This is a genomic window from Bradyrhizobium sp. F1.13.3 (assembly GCF_040548265.1).
In the GTDB taxonomy this organism is placed as follows: Bacteria; Pseudomonadota; Alphaproteobacteria; order Rhizobiales; family Xanthobacteraceae; genus Bradyrhizobium.
The window spans coordinates 333,426-360,018 of record NZ_JBEPRI010000006.1 but is presented as its reverse complement, the minus strand read 5'-3'; the positions used below and the strand labels follow the sequence as shown (position 1 = coordinate 360,018).

At 64.5% G+C, this 26,593-nt stretch carries 25 protein-coding genes; 13 read left to right on the top strand and 12 right to left on the bottom strand.

The window, feature by feature from the left end; genetic code table 11:
- Positions 1-199 precede the first annotated feature (199 nt).
- From ykgO to ABIB66_RS19205, 3 genes are all read left to right on the top strand, one after another.
- Positions 200-325, top strand: a complete 126-nt coding sequence (ykgO, locus tag ABIB66_RS19215; RefSeq protein WP_006611362.1) for a type B 50S ribosomal protein L36 — start codon at positions 200-202, stop codon at positions 323-325.
- 106 nt (positions 326-431) lie between these two features.
- Positions 432-1,073, top strand: a complete 642-nt coding sequence (locus ABIB66_RS19210; protein ID WP_275171081.1) for a tetratricopeptide repeat protein — start codon at positions 432-434, stop codon at positions 1,071-1,073.
- 124 nt (positions 1,074-1,197) lie between these two features.
- Positions 1,198-1,458 (top strand): hypothetical protein, encoded by a 261-nt coding sequence (locus tag ABIB66_RS19205; RefSeq protein WP_354208269.1) that lies wholly within the window; start codon positions 1,198-1,200, stop codon positions 1,456-1,458.
- Between the two features lie 12 nt (positions 1,459-1,470).
- Here the strand turns inward: ABIB66_RS19205 and ABIB66_RS19200 are convergent, their stop codons facing one another.
- Positions 1,471-1,653, bottom strand: a complete 183-nt coding sequence (locus ABIB66_RS19200; protein ID WP_275172373.1) for a hypothetical protein — start codon at positions 1,651-1,653, stop codon at positions 1,471-1,473.
- 326 nt (positions 1,654-1,979) lie between these two features.
- Here ABIB66_RS19200 and ABIB66_RS19195 point away from each other — a divergent pair, with 326 nt between their 5' ends.
- Entirely contained in the window at positions 1,980-2,936 is a 957-nt protein-coding gene (locus ABIB66_RS19195) for an alpha/beta fold hydrolase (RefSeq protein ID WP_354208268.1), read from the top strand.
- Between the two features lie 18 nt (positions 2,937-2,954).
- On the opposite strand, the gene cycA is transcribed toward ABIB66_RS19195, so the two are convergent.
- Positions 2,955-3,350 (bottom strand): cytochrome c-550 CycA, encoded by a 396-nt coding sequence (cycA, locus tag ABIB66_RS19190; protein ID WP_027520444.1) that lies wholly within the window; start codon positions 3,348-3,350, stop codon positions 2,955-2,957.
- 273 nt (positions 3,351-3,623) lie between these two features.
- Here cycA and ABIB66_RS19185 point away from each other — a divergent pair, with 273 nt between their 5' ends.
- From ABIB66_RS19185 to ABIB66_RS19165, 5 genes are all read left to right on the top strand, one after another.
- A complete protein-coding gene (locus ABIB66_RS19185; RefSeq protein ID WP_354208267.1) occupies positions 3,624-5,117 on the top strand; it encodes an FAD-linked oxidase C-terminal domain-containing protein in 1,494 nt (497 codons plus the stop codon).
- A gap of 63 nt (positions 5,118-5,180) precedes the next feature.
- On the top strand, positions 5,181-6,419 hold the full coding sequence (locus ABIB66_RS19180) for an FAD-binding protein (protein WP_354208266.1): 1,239 nt from the start codon (positions 5,181-5,183) through the stop codon (positions 6,417-6,419).
- Entirely contained in the window at positions 6,416-7,738 is a 1,323-nt protein-coding gene (gene glcF / locus ABIB66_RS19175) for a glycolate oxidase subunit GlcF (protein ID WP_354208265.1), read from the top strand. The genes ABIB66_RS19180 and glcF overlap by 4 nt, the downstream gene beginning before the upstream one ends.
- A 114-nt stretch (positions 7,739-7,852) precedes the next feature.
- On the top strand, positions 7,853-8,221 hold the full coding sequence (locus ABIB66_RS19170) for a histone (RefSeq protein WP_354208364.1): 369 nt from the start codon (positions 7,853-7,855) through the stop codon (positions 8,219-8,221).
- A gap of 411 nt (positions 8,222-8,632) precedes the next feature.
- Positions 8,633-9,637, top strand: a complete 1,005-nt coding sequence (locus ABIB66_RS19165) for a TorF family putative porin (protein WP_027520439.1) — start codon at positions 8,633-8,635, stop codon at positions 9,635-9,637.
- A 250-nt stretch (positions 9,638-9,887) separates the two neighbouring features.
- On the opposite strand, the gene ABIB66_RS19160 is transcribed toward ABIB66_RS19165, so the two are convergent.
- Positions 9,888-11,651, bottom strand: coding sequence for an ABC transporter ATP-binding protein/permease (locus ABIB66_RS19160; protein WP_275172380.1), 1,764 nt, complete (start codon positions 11,649-11,651; stop codon positions 9,888-9,890).
- A 312-nt stretch (positions 11,652-11,963) separates the two neighbouring features.
- Here ABIB66_RS19160 and ABIB66_RS19155 point away from each other — a divergent pair, with 312 nt between their 5' ends.
- A complete protein-coding gene (locus tag ABIB66_RS19155; RefSeq protein ID WP_275172381.1) occupies positions 11,964-13,628 on the top strand; it encodes an L-lactate permease in 1,665 nt (554 codons plus the stop codon).
- A 138-nt stretch (positions 13,629-13,766) separates the two neighbouring features.
- Positions 13,767-14,165: an META domain-containing protein gene (locus ABIB66_RS19150; protein WP_007614988.1), complete on the top strand. Its 399-nt coding sequence runs from the start codon at positions 13,767-13,769 to the stop codon at positions 14,163-14,165.
- Between the two features lie 196 nt (positions 14,166-14,361).
- On the opposite strand, the gene ABIB66_RS19145 is transcribed toward ABIB66_RS19150, so the two are convergent.
- The 3 genes from ABIB66_RS19145 to ABIB66_RS19135 all read right to left on the bottom strand — a co-directional run bounded on the left by ABIB66_RS19145 (position 14,362) and on the right by ABIB66_RS19135 (position 17,847).
- Positions 14,362-15,573, bottom strand: coding sequence for a hypothetical protein (locus ABIB66_RS19145; protein ID WP_354208264.1), 1,212 nt, complete (start codon positions 15,571-15,573; stop codon positions 14,362-14,364).
- 202 nt (positions 15,574-15,775) lie between these two features.
- A complete protein-coding gene (gene groL / locus ABIB66_RS19140; protein WP_354061446.1) occupies positions 15,776-17,407 on the bottom strand; it encodes a chaperonin GroEL in 1,632 nt (543 codons plus the stop codon).
- A gap of 143 nt (positions 17,408-17,550) precedes the next feature.
- On the bottom strand, positions 17,551-17,847 hold the full coding sequence (locus tag ABIB66_RS19135; protein ID WP_007596954.1) for a co-chaperone GroES: 297 nt from the start codon (positions 17,845-17,847) through the stop codon (positions 17,551-17,553).
- A gap of 313 nt (positions 17,848-18,160) precedes the next feature.
- Between ABIB66_RS19135 and ABIB66_RS19130 the strand changes: the two genes are divergently transcribed.
- Positions 18,161-18,682, top strand: coding sequence for a hypothetical protein (locus tag ABIB66_RS19130; RefSeq protein WP_018453434.1), 522 nt, complete (start codon positions 18,161-18,163; stop codon positions 18,680-18,682).
- Between the two features lie 161 nt (positions 18,683-18,843).
- On the opposite strand, the gene ABIB66_RS19125 is transcribed toward ABIB66_RS19130, so the two are convergent.
- Positions 18,844-19,623, bottom strand: coding sequence for a protein phosphatase CheZ (locus tag ABIB66_RS19125; RefSeq protein WP_275172386.1), 780 nt, complete (start codon positions 19,621-19,623; stop codon positions 18,844-18,846).
- A 314-nt stretch (positions 19,624-19,937) separates the two neighbouring features.
- On the opposite strand from ABIB66_RS19125, the gene ABIB66_RS19120 reads away from it, so the two are divergent.
- Positions 19,938-20,738 carry a L,D-transpeptidase gene (locus ABIB66_RS19120; protein WP_354208262.1) on the top strand — a complete coding sequence of 267 codons (801 nt, stop codon included), beginning with the start codon at positions 19,938-19,940 and terminating at the stop codon, positions 20,736-20,738.
- A 73-nt stretch (positions 20,739-20,811) separates the two neighbouring features.
- On the opposite strand, the gene ABIB66_RS19115 is transcribed toward ABIB66_RS19120, so the two are convergent.
- From ABIB66_RS19115 to ABIB66_RS19095, 5 genes are all read right to left on the bottom strand, one after another.
- The gene (locus tag ABIB66_RS19115; RefSeq protein ID WP_354208260.1) at positions 20,812-21,651 is read right to left on the bottom strand and encodes a DUF2076 domain-containing protein; all 840 of its coding nucleotides are present in this window, start codon (positions 21,649-21,651) and stop codon (positions 20,812-20,814) included.
- 136 nt (positions 21,652-21,787) lie between these two features.
- Positions 21,788-22,633: a ChbG/HpnK family deacetylase gene (locus ABIB66_RS19110; protein WP_354208258.1), complete on the bottom strand. Its 846-nt coding sequence runs from the start codon at positions 22,631-22,633 to the stop codon at positions 21,788-21,790.
- Positions 22,630-23,691, bottom strand: coding sequence for a glycosyltransferase family 2 protein (locus ABIB66_RS19105; RefSeq protein ID WP_354208256.1), 1,062 nt, complete (start codon positions 23,689-23,691; stop codon positions 22,630-22,632). Before ABIB66_RS19105 ends, ABIB66_RS19110 begins: the two co-directional genes overlap by 4 nt.
- 100 nt (positions 23,692-23,791) lie before the next feature.
- Positions 23,792-24,769: an ATP phosphoribosyltransferase gene (gene hisG, locus ABIB66_RS19100; protein ID WP_354208254.1), complete on the bottom strand. Its 978-nt coding sequence runs from the start codon at positions 24,767-24,769 to the stop codon at positions 23,792-23,794.
- Between the two features lie 3 nt (positions 24,770-24,772).
- Positions 24,773-25,924: an ATP phosphoribosyltransferase regulatory subunit gene (locus ABIB66_RS19095; protein WP_354208253.1), complete on the bottom strand. Its 1,152-nt coding sequence runs from the start codon at positions 25,922-25,924 to the stop codon at positions 24,773-24,775.
- Positions 25,925-26,593: the final 669 nt, after the last annotated feature.

Genomic DNA, 26,593 nt, shown 5'->3' with positions numbered 1-26,593 from the left:
CTACTTTGCATGGGGTTGTTTTTAAGAATTTGCTGGGTGGGATTGGGGCAGTTAACATTGACATCCGGTCCTCCCATGCCTTAAGAACCGCCCCGTCCCGGGCGGTCGGTCCGCCAGCGGGAAAATCTCATTTTGCCTCATTCGCGCGTGCCGAAACGGTAGTGCCGAACACGGCCTTTCGAACGTTCAGGATTCTGCCATGAAGGTCCGTAACTCGCTGAAATCGCTGCGCGGTCGCCATCGCGCCAACCGCCTGGTCCGCCGCAAGGGCCGGGTCTATGTGATCAACAAGGTGCAGCGCCGCTTCAAGGCGCGTCAGGGCTGATATTGCCCTGCCGGACGCCAGCGCGCGCCCCGCAAGACCACGGTCTCACACGAGTTTGACGCCGCCCTGCTTTGCAAGGGCGGCTTTGCGCGTTTAGACTTCGACCATGGCAGTGAGATTCTTCGTCGCGCGCACCCTTTGTCTGGCTCTCGTACTGGGAGCCGCCGGCCTCGCTCCTGCGCTGGCACAGCAGATTAATCCGCCGGCCCCGCCCGGCAAGCAGAAGAAACTTCCGGAAGCGCCGGCCAAGCTGCCCAAGGTCGATCGCACCAAGAATCTCGATTTCCTGTTCGGCGCACTGAAAGCTGCGCCCGACGAAGCCAGCGCCAAGCACGTCGAGGCGCGGATCTGGGCGATCTGGATCCAGACCCCGAGCGACACCGCGGCGCTTTTGATGGCGCGGGCCAAGACCGCGGTCGACGCAAAGAAGATCGAGGTTGCTATCAAGCTGCTGGATTCGGTCGTCAAGCTGAGGCCCGACTATATCGAGGCCTGGAATCGTCGCGCGACGCTCTACTACATGCAGAACGATTATGGCCGCTCGCTTGCCGACATTCGCGAGGTGCTGATCCGCGAGCCCCGCCATTTCGGCGCGCTCGCAGGCCTCGGCATGATCATGCAGGAGGTCGGCGACGAAAAGCGCGCGCTCGAGGCCTACCGCAAGGCGCTCGCCGTCAATCCGCACCTCGAGAAGATCCCCGACCAGGTCAAGTCGCTGACCGAGAAGGTCGAAGGCCGCGATATTTAGCGGACAAGTCGATCATTGCTCGAGCGAATGCGGCGCAGGCGGATTAACCACGATGACACGCGCCGCCTTACGAGGGGTATGGGTGGCCCCGCCGCAGGCCTACCTTCATGGCGGGAGCACAGCCATGAAGCGTTTGATCTTTGCAGGTATATTGCTGCTGGCGTCGGGCACGGCGAGCCTTGCCGACGGACTGTTCTGGGTGGTCGGCAACCGCGCCACCGGAAAATGCAACATCGTGACCAGCAATCCCGTGATCATCGGCGACGTCTGGTTCGGTGACGGTCCCTACAAATCGAAGGCCGACGCCAAGCTTGCCCGTTCGACCATCCGCGCCTGTCCCCCACCCACGCCTGACGAGGAAAAGGACGAGGACAGCACCAATTAGGTCGACAGCGACCTAGTGCAAGACGTTGCCGCTGCGCTCGGCGAGGCCGCGATCGACCGCTGCGGCGTAGGCCTTCGCCAGCTCCGTCTCGAGGTGCTCGTTGATCAGCAGCAGCGCGCGCACGGCACCGCGAAGGTCGCCGTTGCAGCTTGCCACGATCTCGTCGATCGCAGTGTCTTTGGATCTCAGGCTCATCGAAATTCTCCGGTTCAAATCAGGATAAATCCTGCCGGTCTTTCCCGCATCCCAGAGGGTTGCGAGCACGATCGGCGCCCACCCGCGTCTAAATGGCGGAACCGACCGTGGCGATTATAAGGAAGCCGCGATGACGACTGCATGAAGCCGTTCGGGGCTGACTTACCGCGAGAAGTGCCATTGATTTCGTTGCATTTTTTCCTGCTTGAATTATGCACATATCCACAGCCCCGGCCTTTCCAGTGGAGCGCGGAGGCTCCCCGGGCGAAACTGCCGCCTGCAAGCCACGTAACTGCCCTGTGCCCTGGATCGCCCGGATTCCATCCATGATCGTGATGTCAGTCGTGACCGCGCTGGTTGTGCTGGCGCTGGTCACGCAGGCCGGCGTCCTCGCCGTGCAACGCGCCTTTCCACCGCAGGGCCGGATGATCGAGGTCGAGGGTGCGGTGCTTCACCTCGTCGATATCGGCCCGCGCGATTCCGACCTGCCGGTCGTGATGCTGCACGGCGCGAGCTCCAACCTCGAAGCGATGCGGCGGCCGCTCGGCGATCTCCTTGCCAGAGATCATCGCGTCATACTGATCGATCGTCCCGGCCATGGCTGGAGCACGCGGGCGCGGCGGCAGGATTCGACGCCGGAGGTGCAGGCGCGGATGATCGATGAGGCGCTCGGCAAGCTTGGGATCGATCGCGCGGTCTTCGTGGTGCATTCCTGGAGCGGTGCGCTCGGCGCGCGGCTGGCGCTCGATCATCGCGGCCGCGTCGCGGGCCTTGTCATGCTCGCGCCCGTCACCCATCCCTGGCGCGGCGGCGTCGGCCGCTACAACGAGATCATCGCAACGCCGGTGATCGGCCCGCTGCTCGCCTACACCATAACCCTGCCGCTGGGCTATTTCCTGAGCGAGCCCGGCGCGCGCAACGTCTTCCTGCCGCAAATGATGCCGGATGGCTTCGTGCAGGACTCCGCGACGCCGCTGCTGCTGCGCCCGCGCGAGTTCATCGCCAATGCCTATGATCTGGTGACCCTGAAGGAAGCGGTCGCCGCGCAGGTCGCGCGCTACGGCGAGATATCGGCGCCGGTCACGATCATCGCCGGCGAACCCGACAAGACGGTGAAGACCGACATTCACGCGCGCCCGTTCGCCGCCACCGTGCAGAATGCGAAGCTGATCGTGCTGCCGGATCTCGGCCACATGGTGCAGAACGCGGTGCCCGATCTCGTGAAGACCGAGATCGAGACGATGATCGGAAACATCGTTCCGGCGCAGGCGGCCGCCGATTAGCGGCCGCCGTTCAGCCGCTTACTGCTTGATCTTCCCGTCCTTGTCGAACTGCGACACATAGGCCCAGAGATTGTTGATCTCGGTCTCGTTCTTGATGCCGGCGAACGCCATCTTGGTGCCGGGGATCTTGGCCTTGGGGTCCTTGATGTATTCCTTGAACACGGCCTCGTTCCAGGTGATGCCGGAATTCTTGTTGGCGTCGGAATAATTGTAGTCCGGCGCGGTGCCGGACTTGCGGCCGTCGAGGCCATTGAGCTCGGGGCCGACCTTGTTCTTGGCGCCTTCGCCGATCGCGTGACAGGCCAGGCATTTGTTGAACGACGACTTGCCGGCCGCGACGTCCTGCGCCATCGCGCTGGGTGCGGTGGCAATCGCGGTGAGGATGGTCAATGCGCCAAAAATCAGTTTTGTCATCGGGTGCTCTTCGTCTCTTCCCTGGGGGCTGGTCTGTTGCTTGCCTGATCGGCAATGGTCGGACCTGCCGGTTTTGGCAGGCCTGCCCGGATTGGACAAGCCGCCAAGCTATGACAGGTTTCACGATTTCCTACTTGTCCCAGAGCGAACTCGCGCAGGATCGTCGATCCGACTTTCGGATGGCCTACCCAAACCACCGCGGACGTGGTTGATTTACCGCGACAAATCGATCGTGCGGCCTCGGCCGGAAGGAAATGCCATGAAGGAAATGTTATGGCCATCATGATGCCGGCGAGCGACCAGGCCGTGCTCGCGCGCCGCGCCGAGATCGTGGCTGCATTGCGCGCAATCGTGCCGGGCGAAGGCGTGATCGACAGCACCGCCGAGATGCGGGCCTATGAATCCGACGGATTGACGGCCTATCGGCAGCCGCCGATGGTCGTGGTGTTGCCCGACACGACCGAGCAGGTTTCGCTCGTCCTGAAATATTGTGCAGGGCAGGGCATCAAAGTGGTGCCGCGCGGCTCCGGCACCTCGCTGTCCGGCGGCGCGCTGCCGCTGGAAGACGGCGTGCTCCTGGGCCTCGGCAAGTTCAAGCGCATCCGCGAGATCGACTTCGACAACCGCGCCGTCGTCACCGAGCCCGGCGTCACCAACCTCGCGATCAGTCAGGCCGTCGCCCATGCCGGATTCTACTACGCGCCGGATCCGTCCTCGCAGATCGCCTGTTCGATCGGCGGTAATGTCGCGGAGAATTCCGGCGGCGTGCACTGCCTGAAATACGGCATGACCACCAACAACGTGCTCGGCTGCGAGATCGTGCTGATGAGCGGCGAGATCCTGCGCATCGGCGGCAAGTCGGCGGAGAACTCTGGCTACGACCTGATGGGCGTCATCACCGGCTCCGAAGGCCTGCTCGGCGTCATCACCGAGATCACGGTGCGTATCCTGCAAAAGCCGGAGACGGCGCGCGCGCTGATGGTCGGCTTCGCGCAAGTCGAGGCGGCCGGCGAATGCGTGGCGCGCATCATCGGCGCCGGCATCATTCCCGGTGGCATGGAGATGATGGACAAGCCTGCGATCCACGCCGCGGAAGCCTTCGTCCATGCCGGCTATCCGCTCGACGTCGAGGCGCTCCTCATCATCGAGCTCGACGGTCCCAAGATCGAGGTCGACGAGCTGATCACGCGGGTCGAGACGATTGCGAACGCTTGCGGCTCGACCACCTGCCAGATCTCGACCTCGGAGGCCGAGCGCAATCTGTTCTGGGCCGGCCGGAAAGCTGCGTTCCCCGCCGTGGGCCGCATCTCCCCGGACTATCTCTGCATGGATGGCACCATCCCACGCGGTGCGCTGCCGAAGGCGCTGGCGCGCATCCGCGAGCTATCGGAGAAATACCAGCTCGGTTGCGCCAACGTGTTCCATGCCGGCGACGGCAATCTGCATCCGCTGATCCTCTATGATGCCAACAAGCCCGGCGAGATCGAGCGCGCCGAGGCCTTCGGCGCCGACATCCTGCGCGCCTGCGTCGAGTTCGGCGGCGTGCTCACCGGCGAGCACGGCGTCGGCATCGAGAAGCGCGATCTGATGCCGGAGATGTTCAGCGAGATCGACCTCAACCAGCAGCAGCGCCTGAAATGCGCCTTCGACGCGCAGGGCCTGCTCAATCCCGGAAAGGTGTTTCCGACCCTGCACCGTTGCGCCGAGCTCGGCCGCATGCACGTCCACGCCGGCAAGCTGGCGTTTCCTGACATCCCGCGATTCTAGCGTCGCCTCGCTGCAACGCGCCAAATTTGATTTTCGCTGCAAACTTCGTTACCCGCTACAGGCGTGGATACGCTCAAGGTACGAGACGCCAAAGACGTCGAAGAGGTGGTGCGCGCGGCGATTGCCAATGAGCAGCCGCTCGAGATCATCGGTCATGGCTCCAAGCGTAGCATCGGCCATGCGATGGCGACCAACGCCGTGCTCGACGTCTCCGCGCTGAATGCCATCACCGCCTACGAGCCCAACGAACTCATTGTCACGCTCCAGGCCGGGGCGCCGCTGGCCGACGTGCTGTCGCTGATCGATGCCAAGAACCAGCAATTCGCCTTCGAGCCGATGAACACGGCGTCACTGCTCGGCACGCCCGCGCTCGGCACCATCGGCGGCATGATCGCGGCTGGCCTGGCCGGTCCGCGCCGGATCAAGGCCGGCGGGGCGCGCGACCATCTGCTCGGGGCGCATGCCGTCTCCGGTTTCGGCGACAGCTTCAAGACCGGCGGCAAGGTGGTGAAGAACGTCACCGGCTACGACCTCTGCAAGCTTCTCGCCGGTTCCTGGGGCACGCTGTCGGTCATGACCGAGGTCACCCTGAAGGTGATGCCGAAGCCGGAGGCCGAGCGGACGCTGTTGCTGCGCGGGCTCGACGATGCCGCCGCGAACAAGGCAATGACGGCGGCGCTTGGCTCGCCCTTCGACGTTTCCGGGGCCGCGCACCTGCCGAAATCGGCGTTCCGGACCAGGATCGAAGGTCTCGGCGATATCGCAGACCAAGGCGAGGCGCTGACCGTGCTGCGGCTCGAAGGCATTACCGCCTCGGCCGCCCACCGTGCCGGCTCGCTGCGCGAATTGCTGGCGCCGTTCGGAACCGCGACTCTCGTCGAGGACACGGCGTCAGCGGCGCTGTGGACCACGATCCGCGATGTCCTGCCGTTCGCGGCTGGCGGCGCGCTGGGGGCCTGGCCGGTCTGGCGGATCGTCTGTCCGCCGGCGTCGGGCGCGGCGCTCGGGACGCTGCTGGCGCGCGAGACCGGTGGCGAATTGATCTACGATTGGGGCGGTGGACTGATCTGGGCGGCGTTGCCACCGAAGCCGGACGCGCATGGCCCGGCCGTGCGCGAACGTGCGAATGCAGCCGGCGGGCACGCCACGCTGATCCGGGCGGCCGAGGACATTAGGCGCGCGATCGATGTATTCCACCCGCAAGCCCCTGGCCTTGCCGCGCTGAGCGAGCGGGTCCGCGCCAGTTTCGATCCGAAGACCATCCTCAACCGGGGCCGGCTGACGCGGGGCGCTGCCGCATGAAGACCGAATTTTCACTCGCGCAGCTCGCCGATCCCGACATCGCGGAAGCGGACAAGATCCTGCGCGCCTGCGTCCATTGCGGCTTCTGCACCGCAACCTGTCCGACCTATGTGCTGCTTGGCGACGAACTCGATAGCCCGCGCGGCCGCATCTATCTGATCAAGGAGATGCTGGAGAAGGACCAGACGCCGACGGCCGAAGTGGTCAAACACGTCGACCGCTGCCTGTCGTGCCTGGCCTGCATGACGACCTGCCCCTCGGGGGTGAATTACATGCATCTGGTCGATCAGGCCCGGGTCAGGATCGAGCAGCGTTACGAGCGGCCGCTGGCCGAGCGGCTGCTGCGCCGGGTGTTGGCCTTCGTCTTGCCGGACCCGCAGCGTTTCCGCGCCAGCATGGTGCTGGCACGGCTGGCCCGCCCGCTGGCCGCATTCCTGCCGACGCCCCGGCCATCGGCGACGCCCGGCATGATCCTGCGCCTCAAGGCGATGCTGGCGCTGGCGCCGAGCCGGCTGCCGCCGCGGGGGCCCGCCGCTGGAAGTGTGTTCGCGGCTCTCGGCAAGAAGCGCGGCCGGGTCGCGCTGCTCCAGGGCTGCGCCCAGCAGGTGCTGGCGCCGCGCATCAACCAGGCCGCCATCAGTCTCCTCACGCGCCACGGCATCGAGGTCGTCCTCGTCAGGGACGAGCAGTGTTGCGGCGCGCTGACCCATCACCTCGGCAACGACCAGGACGCATTGGCGCGGGCTCGCGCCAATGTCGCGGCGTGGCGCGCGGAAGCGGCCGGCGAGGGGCTCGACGCCATCCTGGTGACCGCGTCCGGCTGCGGCACCGTGATCAAGGACTACGGCTATCTTCTGCGAGAGGATGCTGCGTTTGCCGCCGATGCGGCGAAGGTCTCCGCGCTCGCCAAGGACATCACTGAATACGTCGCCGGCCTTGGACTCGCGGCCACAGCGCGAAAGGACAACATCGTCGTCGCCTATCACTCTGCGTGTTCGTTGCAGCACGGGCAGAAAATCACGGGCCTTCCGAAAGAATTGCTTTCCAATAATGGATTCGTGGTGAAAGATGTGCCGGAGAGCCATTTGTGTTGCGGTTCGGCGGGCACCTACAACATTCTCCAGCCCGAGCTTGCGGGCCGGTTGCGCGATCGCAAGGTCGCCAACATCGCGAGCGTCAAGCCGGACATGATTGCCGCAGGCAATATCGGCTGCATGGTGCAGATTGCCAGTGGCACGTCAGTTCCGGTCGTACACACGATTGAGCTTCTCGATTGGGCTACGGGCGGGTCGCGGCCGGCATTGAACGCGCAAGACTGAGCTTTCGAAGGCCGAGCTTTCGAAGGCCGAGCTTTCGAAGGCTGAGCTTTCGTCCGGAGGTGACGGCTGAAGACGCCCGATCGACCATTGTTCGGCGGCAACAGGAGGACCACGATGGCGAAAGCGAAGAAGAAGAAAAGCAAGAAGGCCAAAAAGGCCAAGAAGGCAGTAGCGGCGAAGAAGACCTCAAAGAAGGCAGCCAAAAAATCCGCGAAGAAGTCTGCCAAGAAGGCCACAAAGAAATCTGCGAAGGCCGCGCCAAAGAAGGCCGCCAGGAAGTCGGCCAAGAAGGCCGCTAAGCAGGCTGCCCCTAAGAAGGCCGCCAAGAAGGCTGCGAAGAAAGCGGCGCCGAAGAAGGCGAAGGCAGCTCCCGCGCCGAAGCCGTCAACACCGGCAGCTCCGGCTCCCGAGCCCGCCGCCGAGACAAGCTGGGCGATGCCTTCGTCTTCTGCGGACACGACGCCGGCCGAAGGACAAGGTTAGGCCCAAGGTTAGGCAAAGCGCTGGATCCAATCCGACGACCATGATCGACAACAGGAAGGCCGCAGCGATGCTGCGGCCTTTTTGCATCGGCGCGACGGCGCGCGCGGGATGGTCTTGTCCGGAAGCAGCCTGATTCGTGGCGCGGGCAGCACGGTACCGCGGGGCCCGTACTAACCCGGGCCCCCCAGTGCACTTTGGCATGCAAATAATGTGATCAAGAAGACACACAGGCTGACAACCTTCCGTAGAATCGTCAGAACGCCCAAAAAGTCGGCAGATGCCCGTGTTTTTTGCTTCACGGTTTACGTCACTCCATCCAAATTGCCGCAGTTACGAAATTTTCAATCAGGTCGAGCGTTCCGGGGGCTTCCGGGATCGGCTGGGGTCTTAGAACTGGTGATGGGGATCGAAATGAAAAAAGTGGCTTTGTTGGCAACGGCGCTGGCAATGGTGACGGGCTCGGCTTTCGCGGCAGACATGCGAGTGAAGGCGCTGAAGGCCCCGCCGGTCGTCGCGTTTGACCCCTGGGATATCGCCTTCGGCGGCGCCATCATGAGCGACTACATCTTCCGCGGCGTCACGCAGTCGAACCACAAGCCGTCGGTCGCGGCCTATTTCGAGCCGCGCTACAACGTCAACAAGGACCTCCAGCTCTACGTCGGCGTGTCCGCGGAGAGCATCTCCTTCGCCAATCGCGCCGCTGCTGAAGTCGATATCTACGGCGGTATCCGCCCGACCTTCGGCGCCTTCGCCTTCGACATCGGTGTCTGGGGCTACCTGTATCCGGGCGGCAGCTGCGCCGACAACGTGCTCACCGGCGGCATTCCCGGCGGCAACGTCTGCGGCGTCAGCACGACCACGATCTTCCTCGCCGACGGCAACGTCATGAAGAAGGACGTCAGCTTCGTCGAAGTCTACGGCAAGGTGAACTACACCATCAACGACAGCTTCACGGTCGGCGCGACCGAGTACTACTCGCCGAACTTCCTGAACTCGGGTGCCTGGGGCAACTACGCTTCGTTGACCGCCAAGTACACGGCGCCCAGCACGGCCTTCGGTCCCTCCGGCATGGGCATGTACGTGTCGGGTGAGTTCGGCCGGCAGTGGTTCGGTACTTCGGACGCCTTCTACGGCACCGGCGTGGGCACCGTTTTCGCCAACGGTATCCCGTACAAGGACTACAACACCTGGAACATCGGCATCGGCTTCACCTACAAGGTGTTCACGCTGGACCTGCGTTACTCCGACACCGACCTGAACAAGGGTGATTGCAACGCCTTCACCAGCGCCTTCAATGCCACCGGTACCACCAACGTCACCGCGATCAATCCGGGCGGCGCTGGCTCCAACTGGTGCGGCGCGGCCGGCATTGCCAAGCTGTCGTTCGACCTGACGGCGATGAGCAACCTGAAGTAAGCTTCTTCCCGAAGCGACTTTATGAAGGGCGGCAGGGCAAACCTGCCGCCCTTTTGCTTTGGGACTTTGGGGCGCCGGGCCGGGGCCCTGCATGGTTCGAGACGCCCGCCTCCGGCGGGCTCCTCACCATGAGGGGTCAAAGATTTCACCGCGAGGACAGACCTCATCCTGAGGGCCCGCCAAAGGCGGGCGTCTCGAAGGAGGGCCGCAACGAAGGGCCATAATAGCCTCAGGGCTCGGTCGAGCCGTCTCAGCGTGCCGCGCTGGGCTCCTTCTCGACCGGCACACCACCGTCACCGAGGACGTGGATCGCGCCGTGCTTCACCATCGTCACCTTGCGGGTATGGAAGGCTTCCAGCGTCGAGCGGTGGCCGATGGAGACGAGGGTGGCCTGCGGCAGCTTCTCCGCCAGCAGCCGGTACAGGCGGGCCTCGGACGGTTCGTCCAGCGAGGCCGTGGCCTCATCCAGGAACAGGTAGTCCGGGGCGTGCAGCAGCGCGCGGGCGAGCCCGAGGCGCTGCTGCTCGCCCAGCGACAGCATCCGGTTCCAATGACCGTCCTCCTCGAGCCGTTCGGCGAGGTCGGGCAGCCCCACGGCGATCAGCGCGTCCCTGACACGGGAGGTTTCGAATGCGCCCGGCGCGGCCGGATAAACCACCGCGTCGCGCAGCACACCGACCGGGAAATAGGGACGCTGGGGCAGCATCATCAGCTTCGCCTTTTCCGGGACGAAGATGCTGCCGGTGCCGAACGGCCAGATGCCGGCGATGGCCCGGAATAGCGTCGACTTGCCGGAGCCCGACGGTCCGGTCACCAGCACGCGCTCCGGCGTCTGGACGGAGAAGGCGTCGGCGGCGACCAGCGGCGTGCCGCTCGGCAGGTTCACGCAGAGCTGTTCGAGGGCGATATTGCGATTGCCGCCGGCGACCTTGAGGGCAATCGCAGGCTCGTGCGGCGGCAAATTCGCGGCCGCATCGACCGACATCTCGAAGCCGTCGAGGCGCGCGACGATCGAGCGCCATTCCGCCAGCGACCGGTACGCCGTGACGAAGAAGGACAGTGCGCCTTGTACGCTCGAGAAGGCGGAGGCGGTCTGCATCATGTCGCCAAGCTGGATCTTCTTGGCGAAGAAGGCCGGCGCCACCAGCACGTAGGGAAAGATCACGGCGGCCTGCTGATAGCTCGCGGTGAACGCGGTGAGGCGCTTGGTGCGGCTCATGATGGCGTACCAATTACCAATCACGAAGCCGAAGCGCTCCAGCAGCCGGCCGCGCTCGGCGCCTTCGCCCTTGAGTAGCGCGATCTGCTCGGAATTCTCGCGAACGCGGACGAGGTTGAAGCGGAAGTCGGCCTCGAAGCGCTGCTGCTCGAAATTGAGATTGACCAGCGGAGCGCCGATCCAGTGCGTCAACGCAGTGCCGAAGATCGCGTAGACCAGCGCGCCCCAGCACAGATAGCCGGGGATCATGAGATCGGCGCCGAACAGGTGCAACGGCGCAGCGTTGGAAAGCCCCCAGAGGATGATCACGAACGAGAACAGCGTCACGATCGACGAGAGCAGGCCGAGCCCGATAGTCAGGGTCTGCTCGACGAAGTTCTTGACGTCCTCGGTGATGCGCTGGTCCGGGTTGTCGGCCGCATCGCCCTTGAGCTGCATGCGGTAGTGGGTGGCGCCTTGCAGCCATTCGCCCAGATAGTGCCGGGTCAGCCATTGCCGCCAGCGGATCTGGAGCCACTGATTCAGGTACAGCTTGTAGACCGCCAGCGCGATGAAGGCGGAGGCGAGGCCAATGAAGATCCAGATCTCCCTGACGAAACTATCCCAGTCACTTGCCTGCAGTGAGCTGTAGAACCGGTTCTGCCATTGATTGACCAGGACGTCGATCGCGACCAGCGCCAGCTCCATCGCGATGACAGCGGCCAGCAGACCGCGGCCGGCCCATTTGTCCTCCGACCGGAAATATGGGGCGGCGATTCGCCAGACGATCGCGAGCGTGGCGCTGATGTTCTTCACAGAGCTGAGTCTCCTGAGGGGATGTGCACAACTGCCAGGGGCCAAAGACTTGGGACGACGGCGGAAATCGGCGCGCTTAGACTAAAGTCGCAAGGCCTGCAATTTGCGTTGGCTTGTCGCAGCTTGCAACCCTAGCATGGGCTCAACGGCGCGGGGCGGGGGCCTTCGGGATTTCGCGAGCTTGTGAGCGGACGGGAACCGCTGCATTCGCGAGGAATTCGCGTCTGGCTCGGGGGTTATCGCTTCAACGCCAAGCAGGATCGGCTGTCCACGCGGGCCGCCTGCAGCACACATGCGTGGGGGAGGAAGACCATGTGGAATCAAGTTTATGACCCGTTGCACAGCCCCGTGCTGTCGACGATCGCGGCGGCAGTCCCTGTCGTCACATTGCTGGTCCTGATCGCGAGCGGCCGCGTCCAGGCTCATATCGCGGCGGTCATCGCCGTGATCGTGGCCAATTTGATCACGATCTTCGTCTTCACCATGCCCGCGAACATGTCGATCCGCGCCTCGGTGCTGGGCATCGTCACCGGGTTCTTCCCGATCGGCTGGATCGTTCTCAACGTCATCTTCCTCTACCAAGTGACGGTGAGCACCGGACGCTTCGAATTGCTCAAGCGCGCGGTCGGCGGCGTCACCGAGGACCGGCGGCTGCAATTGCTGCTGATAGCATTCTCGTTCGGCGCCTTCTTCGAAGGTGCCTCGGGCTTCGGCACGCCGGTCGCGATCACGGGCGCCGTCCTGATCGGCCTCGGCTTCTCGCCGCTTGCAGCAAGCGGCCTGTCGCTGATCGCCAACACCGCGCCGGTCGCCTATGGGGCGCTGGGCACGCCGATCCAGGGCCTTGCCTCGGTCACCGGGCTTGATCCCTACATCCTCGGCGCGATGGTCGGCCGGCAATTGCCGTTCTTCTCGCTGATCGTGCCGTTCTGGGTGGTGTGGGCGTTCGCGGGCTGGAAGGGCATGAAGGATGTCTGGCCGGCGATCCTGGTCACCGGCGTGTCATTCGCGGTCCCGCAATTCGTGATCTCGAACTTCATCAATCCCTGGATCGTCGACATCGGCGCATCGCTGATCTCGATGGGCGCGCTGATCCTGTTCCTGAAGGTCTGGCAGCCGAGGCAGCTCTGGCTGTCCCCTGCGCTGCGCGGCCGCGATGAATCGGCCGCCACCATGGCCGCCGCAAAACCGATGGACAAGACGCCGCTGACGCAGAGCGAGCTGTTCAGCGCGCTGCTGCCGTGGATCATCGTCTGTATCGTGATGCTGATCTGGGGCAATGGTGGATTCAAGACTTGGGCGAACTCGATCTTTACCTGGAACTACCCCGTTCCCGAGCTGCATCAGATGATCAACAAGATGCCGCCGGTCGCGCCGGGGCCGACGAAAGAGAGCGCGGTGTTCGGCTTCACCTATCTCTCGTTCACCGGCACGGGCATGCTGATTGCGGCGATCATCTCAGGCTTCCTGATGGGCGTCGGTCCTGGCCGGCTCTTGACGGAATACGGGCGCACCATCCGGCTTTGCGCGATCTCGCTGATCACGATCTCGGCGATGCTTGCGATCGGCACGCTAACGCGGCTCTCCGGCGTGGACGCGACGCTCGGCCTCGCCTTTGCTGCAACAGGCGTGCTCTATCCCTTCTTCGGCACACTGCTCGGCTGGTTGGGCGTGGCGCTAACGGGATCGGATACCGCTTCCAACGTTCTGTTCGGAAATCTTCAGAAGATCACCTCCGAGCAGCTTGGTCTGTCGCCGATCCTGATGGCTGCGGCGAACTCGTCCGGCGGCGTGATGGGCAAGATGATCGACGCCCAGTCGATCGTGGTCGCGTCCACCGCGACGAATTGGTACGGGCACGAAGGCACGATCCTGCGCTTCGTGTTCTGGCACTCGATCGTGCTGGCCTCGTTGGTCGGCGTGTTCGTGACGTTGCAGGCCTATGTCTGGCCGTTCACGGCGATGGTGCTGAAGTAGCAGGCCACGCCCCGCTTCAACCCAAATCCCCGCGAGGTTGGTCCTCGCGGGGATTTTCGCGTGGCGCACGGGCGAACCTTCTCAACGGCGCCGCTGTCTTATAGAAGGTGCCGCAAATCAAGTCGGTCGAGAGGTCTCATGGTTTCGTTCAGGCAGACGGTGTGTGCGGCGGTTGCAATGCTCGCGATGTCCACGCTTGCGCGTGCGGAGGACGGTTTTCCGTTCGGCACCGAGATGACGCTGGAGGCGCTGCCGCAGCCGGGCTCGAAGCGGATTCCGAACATCGAGATCGGCGACAATGGCGAGGTCGTGCTGGAGCTCTGGTGCAAGGGCGGCAAGGGCCAATTCTCGGTTGCCGGCAACACCGTGATCTTCGTCCCCGGCCAGATCCAGGACCGCTCCTGCCCGCCGGCGCGAGCGCAGGCCGACGACGATCTCGTTGCGGCCCTCGGCAGCGTCGAGACCTGGAAGCGCCAGGGCGACGTGCTCACGCTCGTCGGCCCCAAGCCGCTGCGCTTCCGCGTCAACGGCAATTAGCCACCGCTGTCATTCCCCGCGACCCGGCTACGCCAAGGCTTCGCCGGGGTTGAGGTCCAGGGGCGCCGAAGCTTTAGCGTAGGCGGCAAGCGGGGAATCCAGTACGCCGCAGCTTCTCGATGCATCAAAATCGTCTCGGAGTACTGGGTCGCCCGGTCAAGCGGGGCGACGACCGAGAGTTGATGTGCGGGTTACGTCACTTCCACACCGACTTGTCGGCGTCCCAGCGCTGGCCTTTCAGTTCCTTGGCGAGCGCCTCGACCGAACCGTTGTCATCGGGCTGATCGCCTTCCTCGTCGGCGGTCGCTTCGTCCGAGAGATTGAGCTTGGCGCCGCTGCTCTCGTCAGTGGTCGTGGTCGCGGGACTCCCGACCCAGAGCATGAGCTTGTCGGTCGTGCCGGGCTTGTCGGGCGAGACGAGACCCGCAACCTCGATCGTGTCGGTGAGCTCGAGCGCGGGAAAATCCAGGTTCGGCCGCTTGAACACCAGCTTGAGCTTGCCGGTCGCCGGGTTGAAGCTCTGCGAGACCGGCTTTGCCGCGAGCGTCCTGCTCAGCACGCCAGCCACCGCGGCCGCGAGCTTGTCGCGGTTGATCTTGTCGCCGTCGCGCCAGTCGGCGGCGGGAATGCGGATGGTGCGGTCCATCTCGATCATGCCCGCGGTCCAGCCCGCGGCAGTGACACCGGGCATCGCCTTGAATTTTGCCAGCAGCGTGCCGGCGCGCTCCGGATCGACCGACATGTTGATGGTCTGCTCGCCCGCGCGCAGCGCGTCGCAGCCGACGGTGAGGCTCGCCAGCGTCACCTCGACGTCCTGGCCCTTCAGGCTCTTCAGGAACTCGGTCGCGGCATCCACCTTGACCTTGACCGCGATCGCTTCCGGTGAGACGTCGGTGAAATCCTTCGGCTGCGGCGTGATGCCGTCGTCGGAGGTCTGGTTGTCGAGGAATTCCTTCTCGCTGAGATCGGAATTGTCGGGCGAGGTGACCTCGGTGACGGCCTGGCCAATGCTGATCTGGCCGCGGAATTCGAACGTGTCTCCGGCCTGTTTGCGCAGCAGCTTGACGGTGACCGGCGCCTTCGCGCCGAGGCTCTGAGTCGTACCCGTCAGGTTCTGGCCCGCGACCTGGAGATTGACGATGAAGCGGTCCTTGCGGTCGGAATTCTTCGCGACGGGATAACAGACGTCGAGCACGGCCGCGGTGACGGTCTTGCCCTGGCGTGTCTCCTTCAGGATCACGTCGGCATTGCCGTCCATCAGCCCGTCGATCGAGGTGAAATAGCGCGTCTCGGCGCCGCCCGACGCCGTGGCCTTGGGCGCCAGCTTCATCTGGGCCGATGCGACCTCAGGCGAAACTGCAAGCAGAGCCGCCAGAACGGCCGTGGAGCAAAACAGAAGCGGGCGCATCGACGAAATCCCCGGGGCAATGGGGCATGATCCGGAAAAGTGTGCAGCGGTTTTCCGATGAGATCATGCCCAAACAATTCGAATCGGGCGTCACCGTAGTGGGTTTTGGCCGCCGGTTGAATTGGAAAGCTCGGGCCATGATCGGCAAAAAAGAAGGCCGCCCGGAGGCGGCCTTCGCAACTACTGTCAGGCGCGGATGGGCTTAGAAGCCGCCCATGCCGCCACCGGCCGGCATGCCGGGGGCGGCTTCCTTCTTCGGTGACTCCGCGACCATGGCCTCGGTGGTCACCAGCAGGCCGGCGATCGACGCGGCGTCCTGGAGCGCGGTGCGCACCACCTTGGCGGGGTCGATGATGCCCTTCTCGACCATGTCGACATACTCCTCGGTCTGGGCGTCGAAGCCGAAGGTCTCCGATTTGTTCTCCAGGATCTTGCCGACGACGATCGAGCCTTCCACGCCCGCGTTCTCGGAGATCTGGCGGATCGGGGCTTCCAGCGCCTTCAGCACGATGTTGATGCCGGCCTGGACGTCGGCATTGGCGTTGGTCAGACGGCCAACCGCCTTCTTGGCGCGGAGCAGCGCGACGCCGCCGCCGGGGACGATGCCTTCCTGCACCGCGGCGCGGGTGGCGTTGAGCGCGTCCTCGACGCGGTCCTTCTTCTCCTTGACCTCGATCTCGGTGGCGCCGCCGACGCGGATTACCGCGACGCCGCCTGCGAGCTTGGCGAGCCGCTCCTGGAGCTTCTCACGATCGTAGTCCGAGGTGGTCTCCTCGATCTGGGCCTTGATCTGGCCGACGCGGGCCTCGATCTCCGGCTTCTTGCCGGCGCCCTTGACAATCGTGGTGTTCTCCTTGTCGATCACCACCTTGCCCGCGCGCCCAAGCATCTTCACCGTGACGTTCTCGAGCTTCATGCCGAGGTCTTCGGAGATCAGCTGGCCGCCGGTGAGGATCGCGAGGTCCTCGAGCATGGCCTTGCGGCGGTCGCCGAAGCCCGGCGCCTTGACGGCGGCGACCTTCAGGCCGCCACGGAGGCGGTTGACGACCAGGGTGGCCAGCGCCTCGCCCTCGACGTCTTCAGCGATGATGACGAGCGGCTTGCCCGACTGCACCACGGCTTCAAGCACCGGCAGCATGGCCTGCAGGCCGGACAGCTTCTTCTCGTGCAGGAGGATGTAGGCGTCCTCGAGCTCGGCCGTCATCTTCTCGGGGTTGGTGACGAAGTAGGGGCTGAGATAGCCGCGGTCGAACTTCATGCCCTCGACGATGTCCACCTCGGTGTCGAGCGACTTGTTCTCCTCGACGGTGATGACGCCCTCGTTGCCGACCTTCTGCATCGCCTGCGCGATCATCTTGCCGATGGCGGCATCGCCGTTGGCCGAGATGGTGCCGACCTGAGCGACCTCGGAGGAGGCGGCGACCGGCTTGGCGCGCTTCTCGATGTCCTTGACGACGGCCGCGACCGCGATGTCGATGCCGCGCTTGAGGTCCATCGGGTTCATGCCGGCGGCAACCGACTTGGCGCCTTCGCGCACGATGGACTGGGCCAGCACGGTCGCGGTGGTGGTGCCGTCGCCGGCGAGGTCGTTGGTCTTGGAGGCGACCTCACGCACCATCTGGGCGCCCATGTTCTCGAACTTGTCCTCGAGCTCGATCTCCTTGGCGACGGTGACGCCGTCCTTGGTGATGCGGGGCGCGCCGAACGACTTCTCGATGAGCACGTTGCGGCCCTTCGGGCCGAGCGTCACCTTGACGGCGTTGGCGAGAATATCGACGCCGCGCAGCATGCGATCGCGCGCGTCTCCGGAAAACTTGACGTCTTTGGCAGCCATGGTCTGCAATTCCTCTTCTTTCGTGATGTGTCTTGCTTATTGGGTCGCCTCATCCCGGGGTCCGCGATCGAACCCGGCAGAATGATGCATGCCCGGATCGAGTGACCCGGGCATGCATTCAGCGGCCGTTCAGGCGTCTGGCCTTAGGCCATCACGCCCATGATGTCCGACTCCTTCATGATCAGGAGCTCATCGTTGTCGATCTTGACCTCGGTGCCCGACCACTTGCCAAACAGCACACGGTCGCCGACCTTGAGGTCGATCGGGATCAGCTTGCCGGCCTCGTCGCGGCCACCGGGGCCGACGGCGACGACTTCGCCCTGGGACGGCTTTTCCTTGGCCGTGTCCGGAATGATGATGCCGCCCTTGGTCTTTGACTCGGCGTCGATACGTTTGACCACGACACGGTCATGCAGCGGACGAAATTTGGATTTAGTCATGACGTTTCCCTTTGGAGGCTCGCTTCGGAAGGAGAGGCAGTGGGCGGGCGGCGCTTCCGTCCACCCTCCCCGAGGATCGATCGGCGCGCGTTAGCAATCCATCTTTCAGAGTGCTAATGGTGCGTCCGGGAATATGGCTTGGCCGCGATCCTGTCAAGCAAAGGTGGTTAAGCGATTGGTGAGACGGATATAGGATGGTGACATTGGAAACTTGTTCGGGGCGCCGGCGTATTAAAGGACGTCATTGCTCCGGCAGCGGTTTTGCGCTTGGCTGCGTAAGGGGTGCGGCCATGGTTTTGTCCGGGGGAATGCCATGATCAGTTCAGCTCACGCGCGCACGGTCGCCAATCTGGCGGCGGCTTCTTGCCTGGCGCTGCTGCTTGGTGCCTGCGGCGGCGGCATGAGCCTGCCGTCCTTTTCTTCGTCCTCACCGCCGCCCGAGGCCGAGCCCGGCACCGGCCCGGAAATGCCCGCGTCGATCCGCGCCGACGAGATCGTCGGGCGCTGGGGCCTCGCCTCGTTCCAGAACCCGGCCGACCGAGCCCGCACCGAGGCTGCCGCCCGGGCCCAATGCAAAAATCCTTACGTGATCACCGCCGGCTCCTCCGGCGGCGTGATCATGCATCTGGCGGACCAGGCAACACCGCAGGAGCTGCGGCTGAAGGGTTCGCCCAGCGGCAAGAACTATATCGGGCCGGCGGGTCCGACGCCCGGCGACCAGGACCGCGAGATCGTCTCCTTCGACGGTCGCGTTCTCATCACCCGCTTCATCGACAAGGACGCCGCCACCCGCTACGGCAACATGGTCTACGTCCGCTGCGCGCCGAGGGCGTGATCAGAGCGCCGGCCTAGCCAACTCGTCATTGCGAGGAGCGAAGCGACGAAGCAATCCAGGCTGCCTCCGCGGACACAGGCTGGATTGCTTCGCTTCGCTCGCAATGACGAAAAAAACGCCGGCTTGCGCCGGCGTTTTGTTTTTCAGAGTGTCGCGTCCGCTCAGTCGAACAGCGCGTCGATGTCGTCCTGCGAGGCGTGGCCGACGTCGCCGGCGAGCTTCGGGCCGTTGAGAAGCTTGTCGTCGTCGCTGCGGGTGTCGACCTGCGGCACGACGTGGGACTTGATCGCGTCGACGCCGCCCCAGATTTCCATCATGGAGTTGATGTGCTGCTCGATGAACTTCATCGTGGTCATGACCTTGCTGATGCGCTGGCCGGTCAGGTCCTGGAAGTTGCAGGCTTCGAAGATCGAGATGACGCGTTCCTGGATATCGTCGGCGAGCCGCTTCTGCTGATCGGCCGATTGCACCTTGGCCATCGCGCTGGCCGCCTGGTCGATCGACTCGGCGGCTTCGAGGATCTGCTGGGTCGCCTGTTCGGTGCCGCCGACGACTGCGCCGAGCTCGCCATTGACCTTGGCCATTTCGCCGCCGTCGAAGCTCTTGCCATGCAGTGTCGCGATCTCGCGCTTGGTACGGTCGATGGCGTCGTGGATGAGGTCGAGCTCGACCTTCAGCTTCTCGCACTGCTCGATCTGCGCCCGGTAAGTATCGAGCATGGTACGGGCTTCGGAGAGCTCGTGGGCGGTGGAGGCGTCGATCGCGGCCATGGCGGCGCTGCCGGACAAGGGCGCGGTGCCCTTCGCCATCTGTGCACGGATCGCACGCAACTCGGCCATGATCTCGCTATGCATCGGCGCAGCCTCCTCAATCATTTCGGGGCTTGGCATCTCGCCGACAATAGCCTCTTCGACACGAAAACGTTTGCGGTGAATAGCCATCAAGAACTCCCCCCACCTCACTCACGCGTCTTTGTAGGCAGAAGCGATTTAACACGAAGTTCACAGCCGGAACTGTCGTGCGGTTGTGCGCGACGGCTTGCAAACGGGCGATTAACCATGCGTGCGCGGCGTTCATCGAAAATAAACGCTGATCGCCAAATAGCACCGCTGCCGACGACGTGGTGAATCGAAATGGCGTTTCCGTTTACCAAACAAAACGGCTTTTGCTCTTTATTGACCACGTCGCGGGAGCGGATCAGCCATCACCTCGCCACGGCGCATGTGATCTAGACGAAACAGTACAGAGTACGTCGATGTTCAAGAAAATGTCTGTCGCGCTGCTTGGCAGCGCTTGCACCTTCATTGCGGGCGCCAACAGCGCCAGCGCTTTCGACAATAGCGTGCCGAACGATCCGCCCGCGGTGCTCTACCAGCCGCAGATGCCGCCTGCGCCGGTTCGGGTCGCCTCCAATTCAAACATGGGCGGCGGCTTCATCGAGTTCATATTCGGCGACGGGCCCGGTCGCGGTCCGGCCTACGCTCCGCAGCAGCCGATGTATCAGCAGCAGCCAGGTTATTATGACCAGCGCCGCCTGCCGCCGATGGGCGAGCCGCAGATGCAGGGCGCAGGTCTCCAGCAGGAGGCGGTCGATCCGCGGCAGCGTCAGTTCGACCCGAGATTCGAGAAACAACTCGTTGACTATAGCGGCAACGAAAGCGCAGGCACGATCGTGGTCGATACGCCGAACAAATTCCTCTACCTCGTCGAGGGCAACGGCCGGGCGATGCGCTACGGCATCGGCGTCGGGCGTCCCGGCTTCACCTGGTCCGGCGTGAAGTCGATCACGGCCAAGCGCGAATGGCCGGCCTGGACCCCGCCGGCGGAAATGATCGCGCGCCGCCCCGACCTGCCCAGGCACATGGAAGGCGGCCCGGAAAATCCGCTCGGCGCGCGCGCGATGTATCTCGGTTCGACGCTCTACCGTATCCACGGCTCCAACGAGCCCTGGACCATCGGCACCAACGTCTCCTCGGGCTGCATCCGCATGCGCAACGAAGACGTCATCGACCTCTATGGCCGCGTCAACGTCGGCACCAAGGTCGTGGTGATGTAGGCGCATATTGCTCGGAACCAAAAACGGCCGCCTCATCGGCGGCCGTTCTCGTTTGGAGCAAGGATAAATAGCGTCAGGCGTAATCGCTGCCGCCATCGTCGCCGCCGCCGAAATCGCTGTCGTCGGCGAGGTCGACATTGTCGTCATTGTCGTTCTGATCGTTGTAATTCTGGTCGTCGTTCGAAGCGTGGTCGGCGAAGCCCTGGCGGGACGCATCACCGCGGTCGCGGTTCGAGCCGATGTCGTCGAGGCCGGCATCGCGCGCGAGTGAGCCGCCGGACTGATCGCTGCCGCTCCAGGGACTTCCACCAGCGCTGCGGTCGCCCAGGGCATTGGTGTCGCCGAAGGCCTGCTGATGCGATCCGCCCATCATGCCGCGGATGCTGGACAGCAGCAGCGAGCCGCCGACGACGCCGGCCGCGGCTGCCGCCGCCGTGCCGAGGAACGAGCCGCCGCCACCGCCGACCGGCGGCGCGCCATAGCCTTGCCCTGGACCCTGATTTGGTCCTTGACCGTAAGCCTGCCCATAAGGCGGCTGGCCGTAACCGGGCTGGGTCTGCTGCATCGCCTGGCCGCTGTTCCAGACCGGCCGCGAGTCACGTGGCGGTACGTTCGGAACCGAGCCGCGCGACGGACCCCCGCCGAACAGCGTGTCGCGCATGGTGTCCAGGAAGCCGCCGGACTGCGCCTGCTCGGGCGCTTGCCCCGCCTCCAGCTCCTGGATGCGATTGTGAGCACGCTTCAGCGCCTCGTCCTGCAACAGCACGGTCTGCACCAGCGCATAGATCGCGCCGGGCGCCTTGCGCAGGCCGTCGGAGATCGCGGCGATCGCGTCGGGATCGCGCGGTGCATTTTCCAGTTTCGAAAGCCGGTCGAAAAGCTCGTCGACGAGCTGGCGTTCCTGCGGCGTCATGGTCAGTCTCCCTCGCGCAAAACAAGCGCGAGGCAGATGTAGGGTTCCAATGTGGCCCCAACAGTGCCGGCTGGATTAAATTTCGGTATGCGACAAGCTGCCTCGCGGGCGGCTTTCTCGCAGACTTTGGCCGGTTTCACCCCAGCGTGACGCTGCTGTCCGTCAGCAGGCGCGCGAAGGCATCGCCGGCGAGATAGGCGTGCTCGCGCTCGCGGACATCCGTCATCGGGTCGAGCCCGGTGAGGATGTCGTCGACGAAGCCGGGATGGCACATCACGAGGCCCCCGTCCGGCAGGCCTTCGAGGAATTGCCGCATCAGCGCACCGAAATCGGCCGCCTGCGTGAAATCATAGGCGCCGGCGAAGCCGGGATTGTAGCTTAGGCCCGCGCGGCCGGCACGGCGGCGGAATTGCGCGCTGAGGATATCGAGCACCATGGCTTTCGGTGAGGCCAGCCGCTGCATCAGCGGCAGGTCGCGGCCGCCCTGGCGCACCCAGGCTTTTGGCGCGGCTTCGGCAACTGCATCGACAAAGCCGTCGCGCACCTGCGGGTAGAGCTGCACATGCTGATGGCCGTCGACGAAGTCAGGCGCGCGCCCGAACGCTTTCGCGAAGGCTGCCAGCTGCGCCTTGACCTCGTTGCGAAAGAACTCGCGGTCGAGCCTTCGCGCAAGACCCGCGCGCAGCAGCTTCGGAAACGGGAGAAACATGTCGCCGTCGAGCGGGCGGAAATGCATGGTGAGCGGCCGGAACGGTGCCGACAATGTCACGTGCAATCCGATCGCGCAGCGCGGGCTCGCTTGCGCCGCCGCCTGGAGCGCCTCGATCTCGCTGCGCTCGACCACAGGTCCCACCATCATCACCGAGGTGGCGTTGAGACGGCAGCGTCCGATCAGGTCGCGGATGGCGCGATTGACGCCCGGGCTGATGCCGTAATCGTCGGCGCAGAGCCAGATCCGCCGCGGCGGCGCGGCCGCGCTCATTCGGCCGCCGTCCTGTTCGAGGTGTCCAGGCTTGAAGCGTCCTGGGCCTTGTCGGACTCGAAATGCTTTTCACTGTGCTCGGCGACGAAGTAGATCGGGCGCGCCTTCAGCTCGGACAGGATCTTGCCGATATATTCGCCGACGATGCCGATCATGATGAGCTGCACGCCGCCGATCGTCATCAGGCCGATCACGAGTGAGGGATAGCCGGGCACCTGCTTGCCGGTGGTCAAGACCTCCCAGAGGATGGACAGACCGAACAGGAACGCTCCGCCGGCGAGGATCACGCCAAGCAGGCTGGCGAAGCGCAGCGGCGCCACCGAGAACGAGGTCACGCCTTCGATCGAAAGACCGAGCAGACGCGCGGCGCTGAAGGTTGTCACGCCATGGGTGCGCGGCGCGGGCTCGTAGTCGACGCGGATCTGGCGGAAGCCGATCCAGCTCGCGAGGCCCTTGAAGAAGCGGTTGCGCTCCGGCAGCTGCCTCAGTGCTGCGACCGCGCGGGGCGACAGCAGGCGGAAATCGCCGGCGTCTTCGGGAATCTTCTGGCGCGCGCCCCAATTGATCAGCGCATAGAAGCCGCGCCCGGCGAGCCGACGCAGGAACGGCTCGTTGTCGCGATGCGCCTTGGCGGTATAGACGACGTCGTAGCCGTCCTCGATCCAGTGCCGCACCAGTCGCTCGACCAGCGACGGCGGATGCTGGCCGTCGCCATCCATGAACAGCACCGCGCCGAGCCGGGCATGGTCGAGGCCGGCCATCAGCGCGGCCTCCTTGCCGAAATTCCGCGACAACGACACCACCTGGACGTCGACCGCGTCGGCCGGCAGCGAGCGGGCGATCGACAGCGTCGCGTCCGCGCTGCCGTCGTCGACATAGACGACCTCGCAAGACAAGCGATAGCGCTGCCGCAAGGTCTTTGCGAGATCGCAAATGCGCTGGTGCAAGGCGGCGAGGCCCGCCGCTTCGTTGTAGACGGGGACGACAATCGACAGTCCCTTCACGGCGGCGCTTGCCGCGGTGGTCGTCATGCCGGAAACGTCAGAGCCCAACGTCATCGATCAAGGTTCCAGAGGCGTTCAAGGTCATCTCGACAGCATATGGTAGCTGCCGTTTGCTGTCGCTACGCTGAACGGAATTGCTCAACAAACTTTGGGCTCACTGCCGCAGGAACGCCTCGAGCATGGCGAACAGCGGGTTGTCCCGGTCGAACACGTAATCCAGCGAAACCACCGAGACGGTCTCGGCGCCATGCGCGCGCAGGAAGCTCGCGAGTGCATAGAGCTGGCCCGGCGGGCAGTGCAGCGTGAGCATGCCCGAGGAGGTCGGCCCGCCGAACGGGGCTTCGACGCCGAAGCGCTCGTGAGCCTCGGTGAGCATGGCCGCGTCGCACTGGCGGAAGCGGGTGCGGACTTCGCGGTATTTGTTGGCCCGCGCCCGCGCCGCGATGTGATCGAGGATGATTCGCGCGGTCTCCCGGGCCTGCGGCGACCAATCGGCGTCCCTTGAGGCGACCAGATTGGCCTGGCTGCGCAGGATCACGCCGTCGTCGAGCACCCGCAATCCGTTGGCGGCGAGGGTCGCCCCGGTCGTGGTGATGTCGACGATCAACTCGGCGCTGCCGGCGGCCGGCGCGCCTTCGGTTGCGCCCGTGCTTTCGACGATGCGGTAATCGGTGATGCCTTGATTCTGGAAGAAGGCGCGGGTGAGGTTGATGAACTTGGTCGCGACCCGCATCCGCATGTGATGCTGCTCGCGGAAGCCGGTGGTGACGTCGTCGAGGTCGGCCATGGTGCGGACGTCGATCCACGCCTGCGGCACCGCGACGACGACGTCGGCATAGCCGAAGCCGAGGCCTTCGATCAGGGAGACGCGCTTGTCGGCGTCCGCGATGGTCTCGCGCACCAGATCCTCGCCCGTGACGCCGAGATGCGCCGAGCCGCGGGACAGTTGCGAGGCGATCTCGCTCGCCGAGAGATAGGCCACCTCGACATTGTCGAGGCCCGCGAGCGTGCCGCGATAGTCGCGTGCGCCGCCCGCCTTCGACAGCTTCAGCCCGGCGCGGGCGAAGAAGGCCTCGGTGTTTTCCTGAAGGCGGCCCTTGGAAGGAACGGCCAGAACGAATGGCGCGCTCATGACTTAAGCTCCCACCTTGCGGCCGATCCGGGTCAGCGCATCCACCCAGACCGAGAAACCGACCGCCGGAATCGGCTCGGCCGATCCAAGTTGAGTCATCAGCCCGTCATAGCGGCCGCCGGCAACCAGCGGCTCGGCGCCGTTGCCGCGGTGATGCAGCTCGAATTCGAAGCCGGTGTAGTAGTCGAGCCCGCGTCCGAACGCGGTCGAAAAGCGCGTCCCCTTCACATCGATGCCGCGCGCGGCCATGAAGCCGACCCGGCTTTCGAACTGGTCGATCGCAGCACTGAGATCGAGCTTTGCATCATTGGTGAGCGCGCGCAGCTCCGCGACGGCGTCATCGGGATTACCCGATATCGACAGGAAACGCTTGAGCACGGCGATGGCCTCGCGCGGCAGCGCGCCGCCCTTCAACGTCGACTGCTCGAGGAAGCGGTCGGCAATCTCGGCCGTGGTGCGGCCGCCGACATTGGTGGTGCCGGCGATCGACATCAGATCGGTGACGAAAGCGAGTGCCGCCTTGCGGTCGGAGCCGGCGAGCGCCGCGAGCACGCCCTCATATTCGCTGCGGGTCGCGGTGGTCGCGGCTGCCAGCCGCTCCAGATCCTGCTCCAGGCTGATCTTGCGGTTGAAATCCTTGACCAGGCGGCGGCGCCAGACCGGATAGAGGTTGAGCGCGTCGAGCAGCGCGTTGAACAGCGCCACGTCGCCGGTGCGGATCTCGACGTCGCGGACGCCGAAGGCGGCGGTCGCCTCCAGCGCCAGCGCCAGCATCTCGGCATCGGCCGCGGCGCGGTCCTGGCGGCCGAACGATTCGATGCCGGCCTGCAGGAATTCGCTGCTCTGGCCGTTGCGGTAGCGAAACACCGGGCCGAGATAACTGAACCCGGCCGGCTGGCCAGCACGGCCAGAGCTGAGGTAATCGCGGGCCACCGGAATGGTCAGGTCCGGCCGCAGGCAGAGCTCCTCGCCGGAGAGGTCCGTGGTCAGGTACAGGCTCTTGCGGATGTCCTCGCCGGAGAGGTCCAGGAACGGTTCGGCCGGTTGCAGGATCGCGGGCTCGGCCCTGACATAGCCGGCCTGCGCGAACGACAGCAGCAGCGTATCCGCCCAGGCGGCGGAGCCGGCAGCATTTGAGGTAGCAGTCGCGGTCATCTCGGGGTCCATCGTCCCGGAAGAACCGGGCAGGGCAAGCAAGGGGAACGAATTGCCGCAGGCCTTAGCATGGCCCGAAAGCGGTTTCGACCTCCAAAGGATCAATCGCTTAACAGCGTCGGAGCGACGCGCCGTCATCAGAGGAGCGAAGCTTAAATCAGGTCTCGCGCCAGCTCGGGTAATATAGCACCTATTCATCCCACTGCGTCGACCCAGATGGATAGGGAGGCCTCACCCTCATTCATTTCGGGGCAGGGACGTCTCTGGGGCGCTTCCAAGATGAATGGGTCGCCTGGGGCGGAAAGCTCGGCCGCCTCGATCGCAACTTCATCCGCGAGCTGCTCGGCCCGCTTCAGAATGCTCCACCGGTCACATACTCAATTTGGGTAGGGGGACGATCCGTTCGCGGAACCTTCGTTTACAATGCGAAAGTTGGTTTCCGATTCATAGCGATGCAACAGACGATATACGGTCGGTCTCGTGACACGCGCTGGCCGCTGATTTCGATCTGCGAGATGTTCCGGCACTATGACGAATTCGATCCACTCGACCTTCTGATCGTTCATGCCATTCTCAATGCCGCGCGACCTGCGGCGCGCCGGCGTCAACGGGCCGGATGATCTGCGGGGCGCCAAAGTCGCCGTTTCCAAGAAGAAGGCCAAGTAAGCA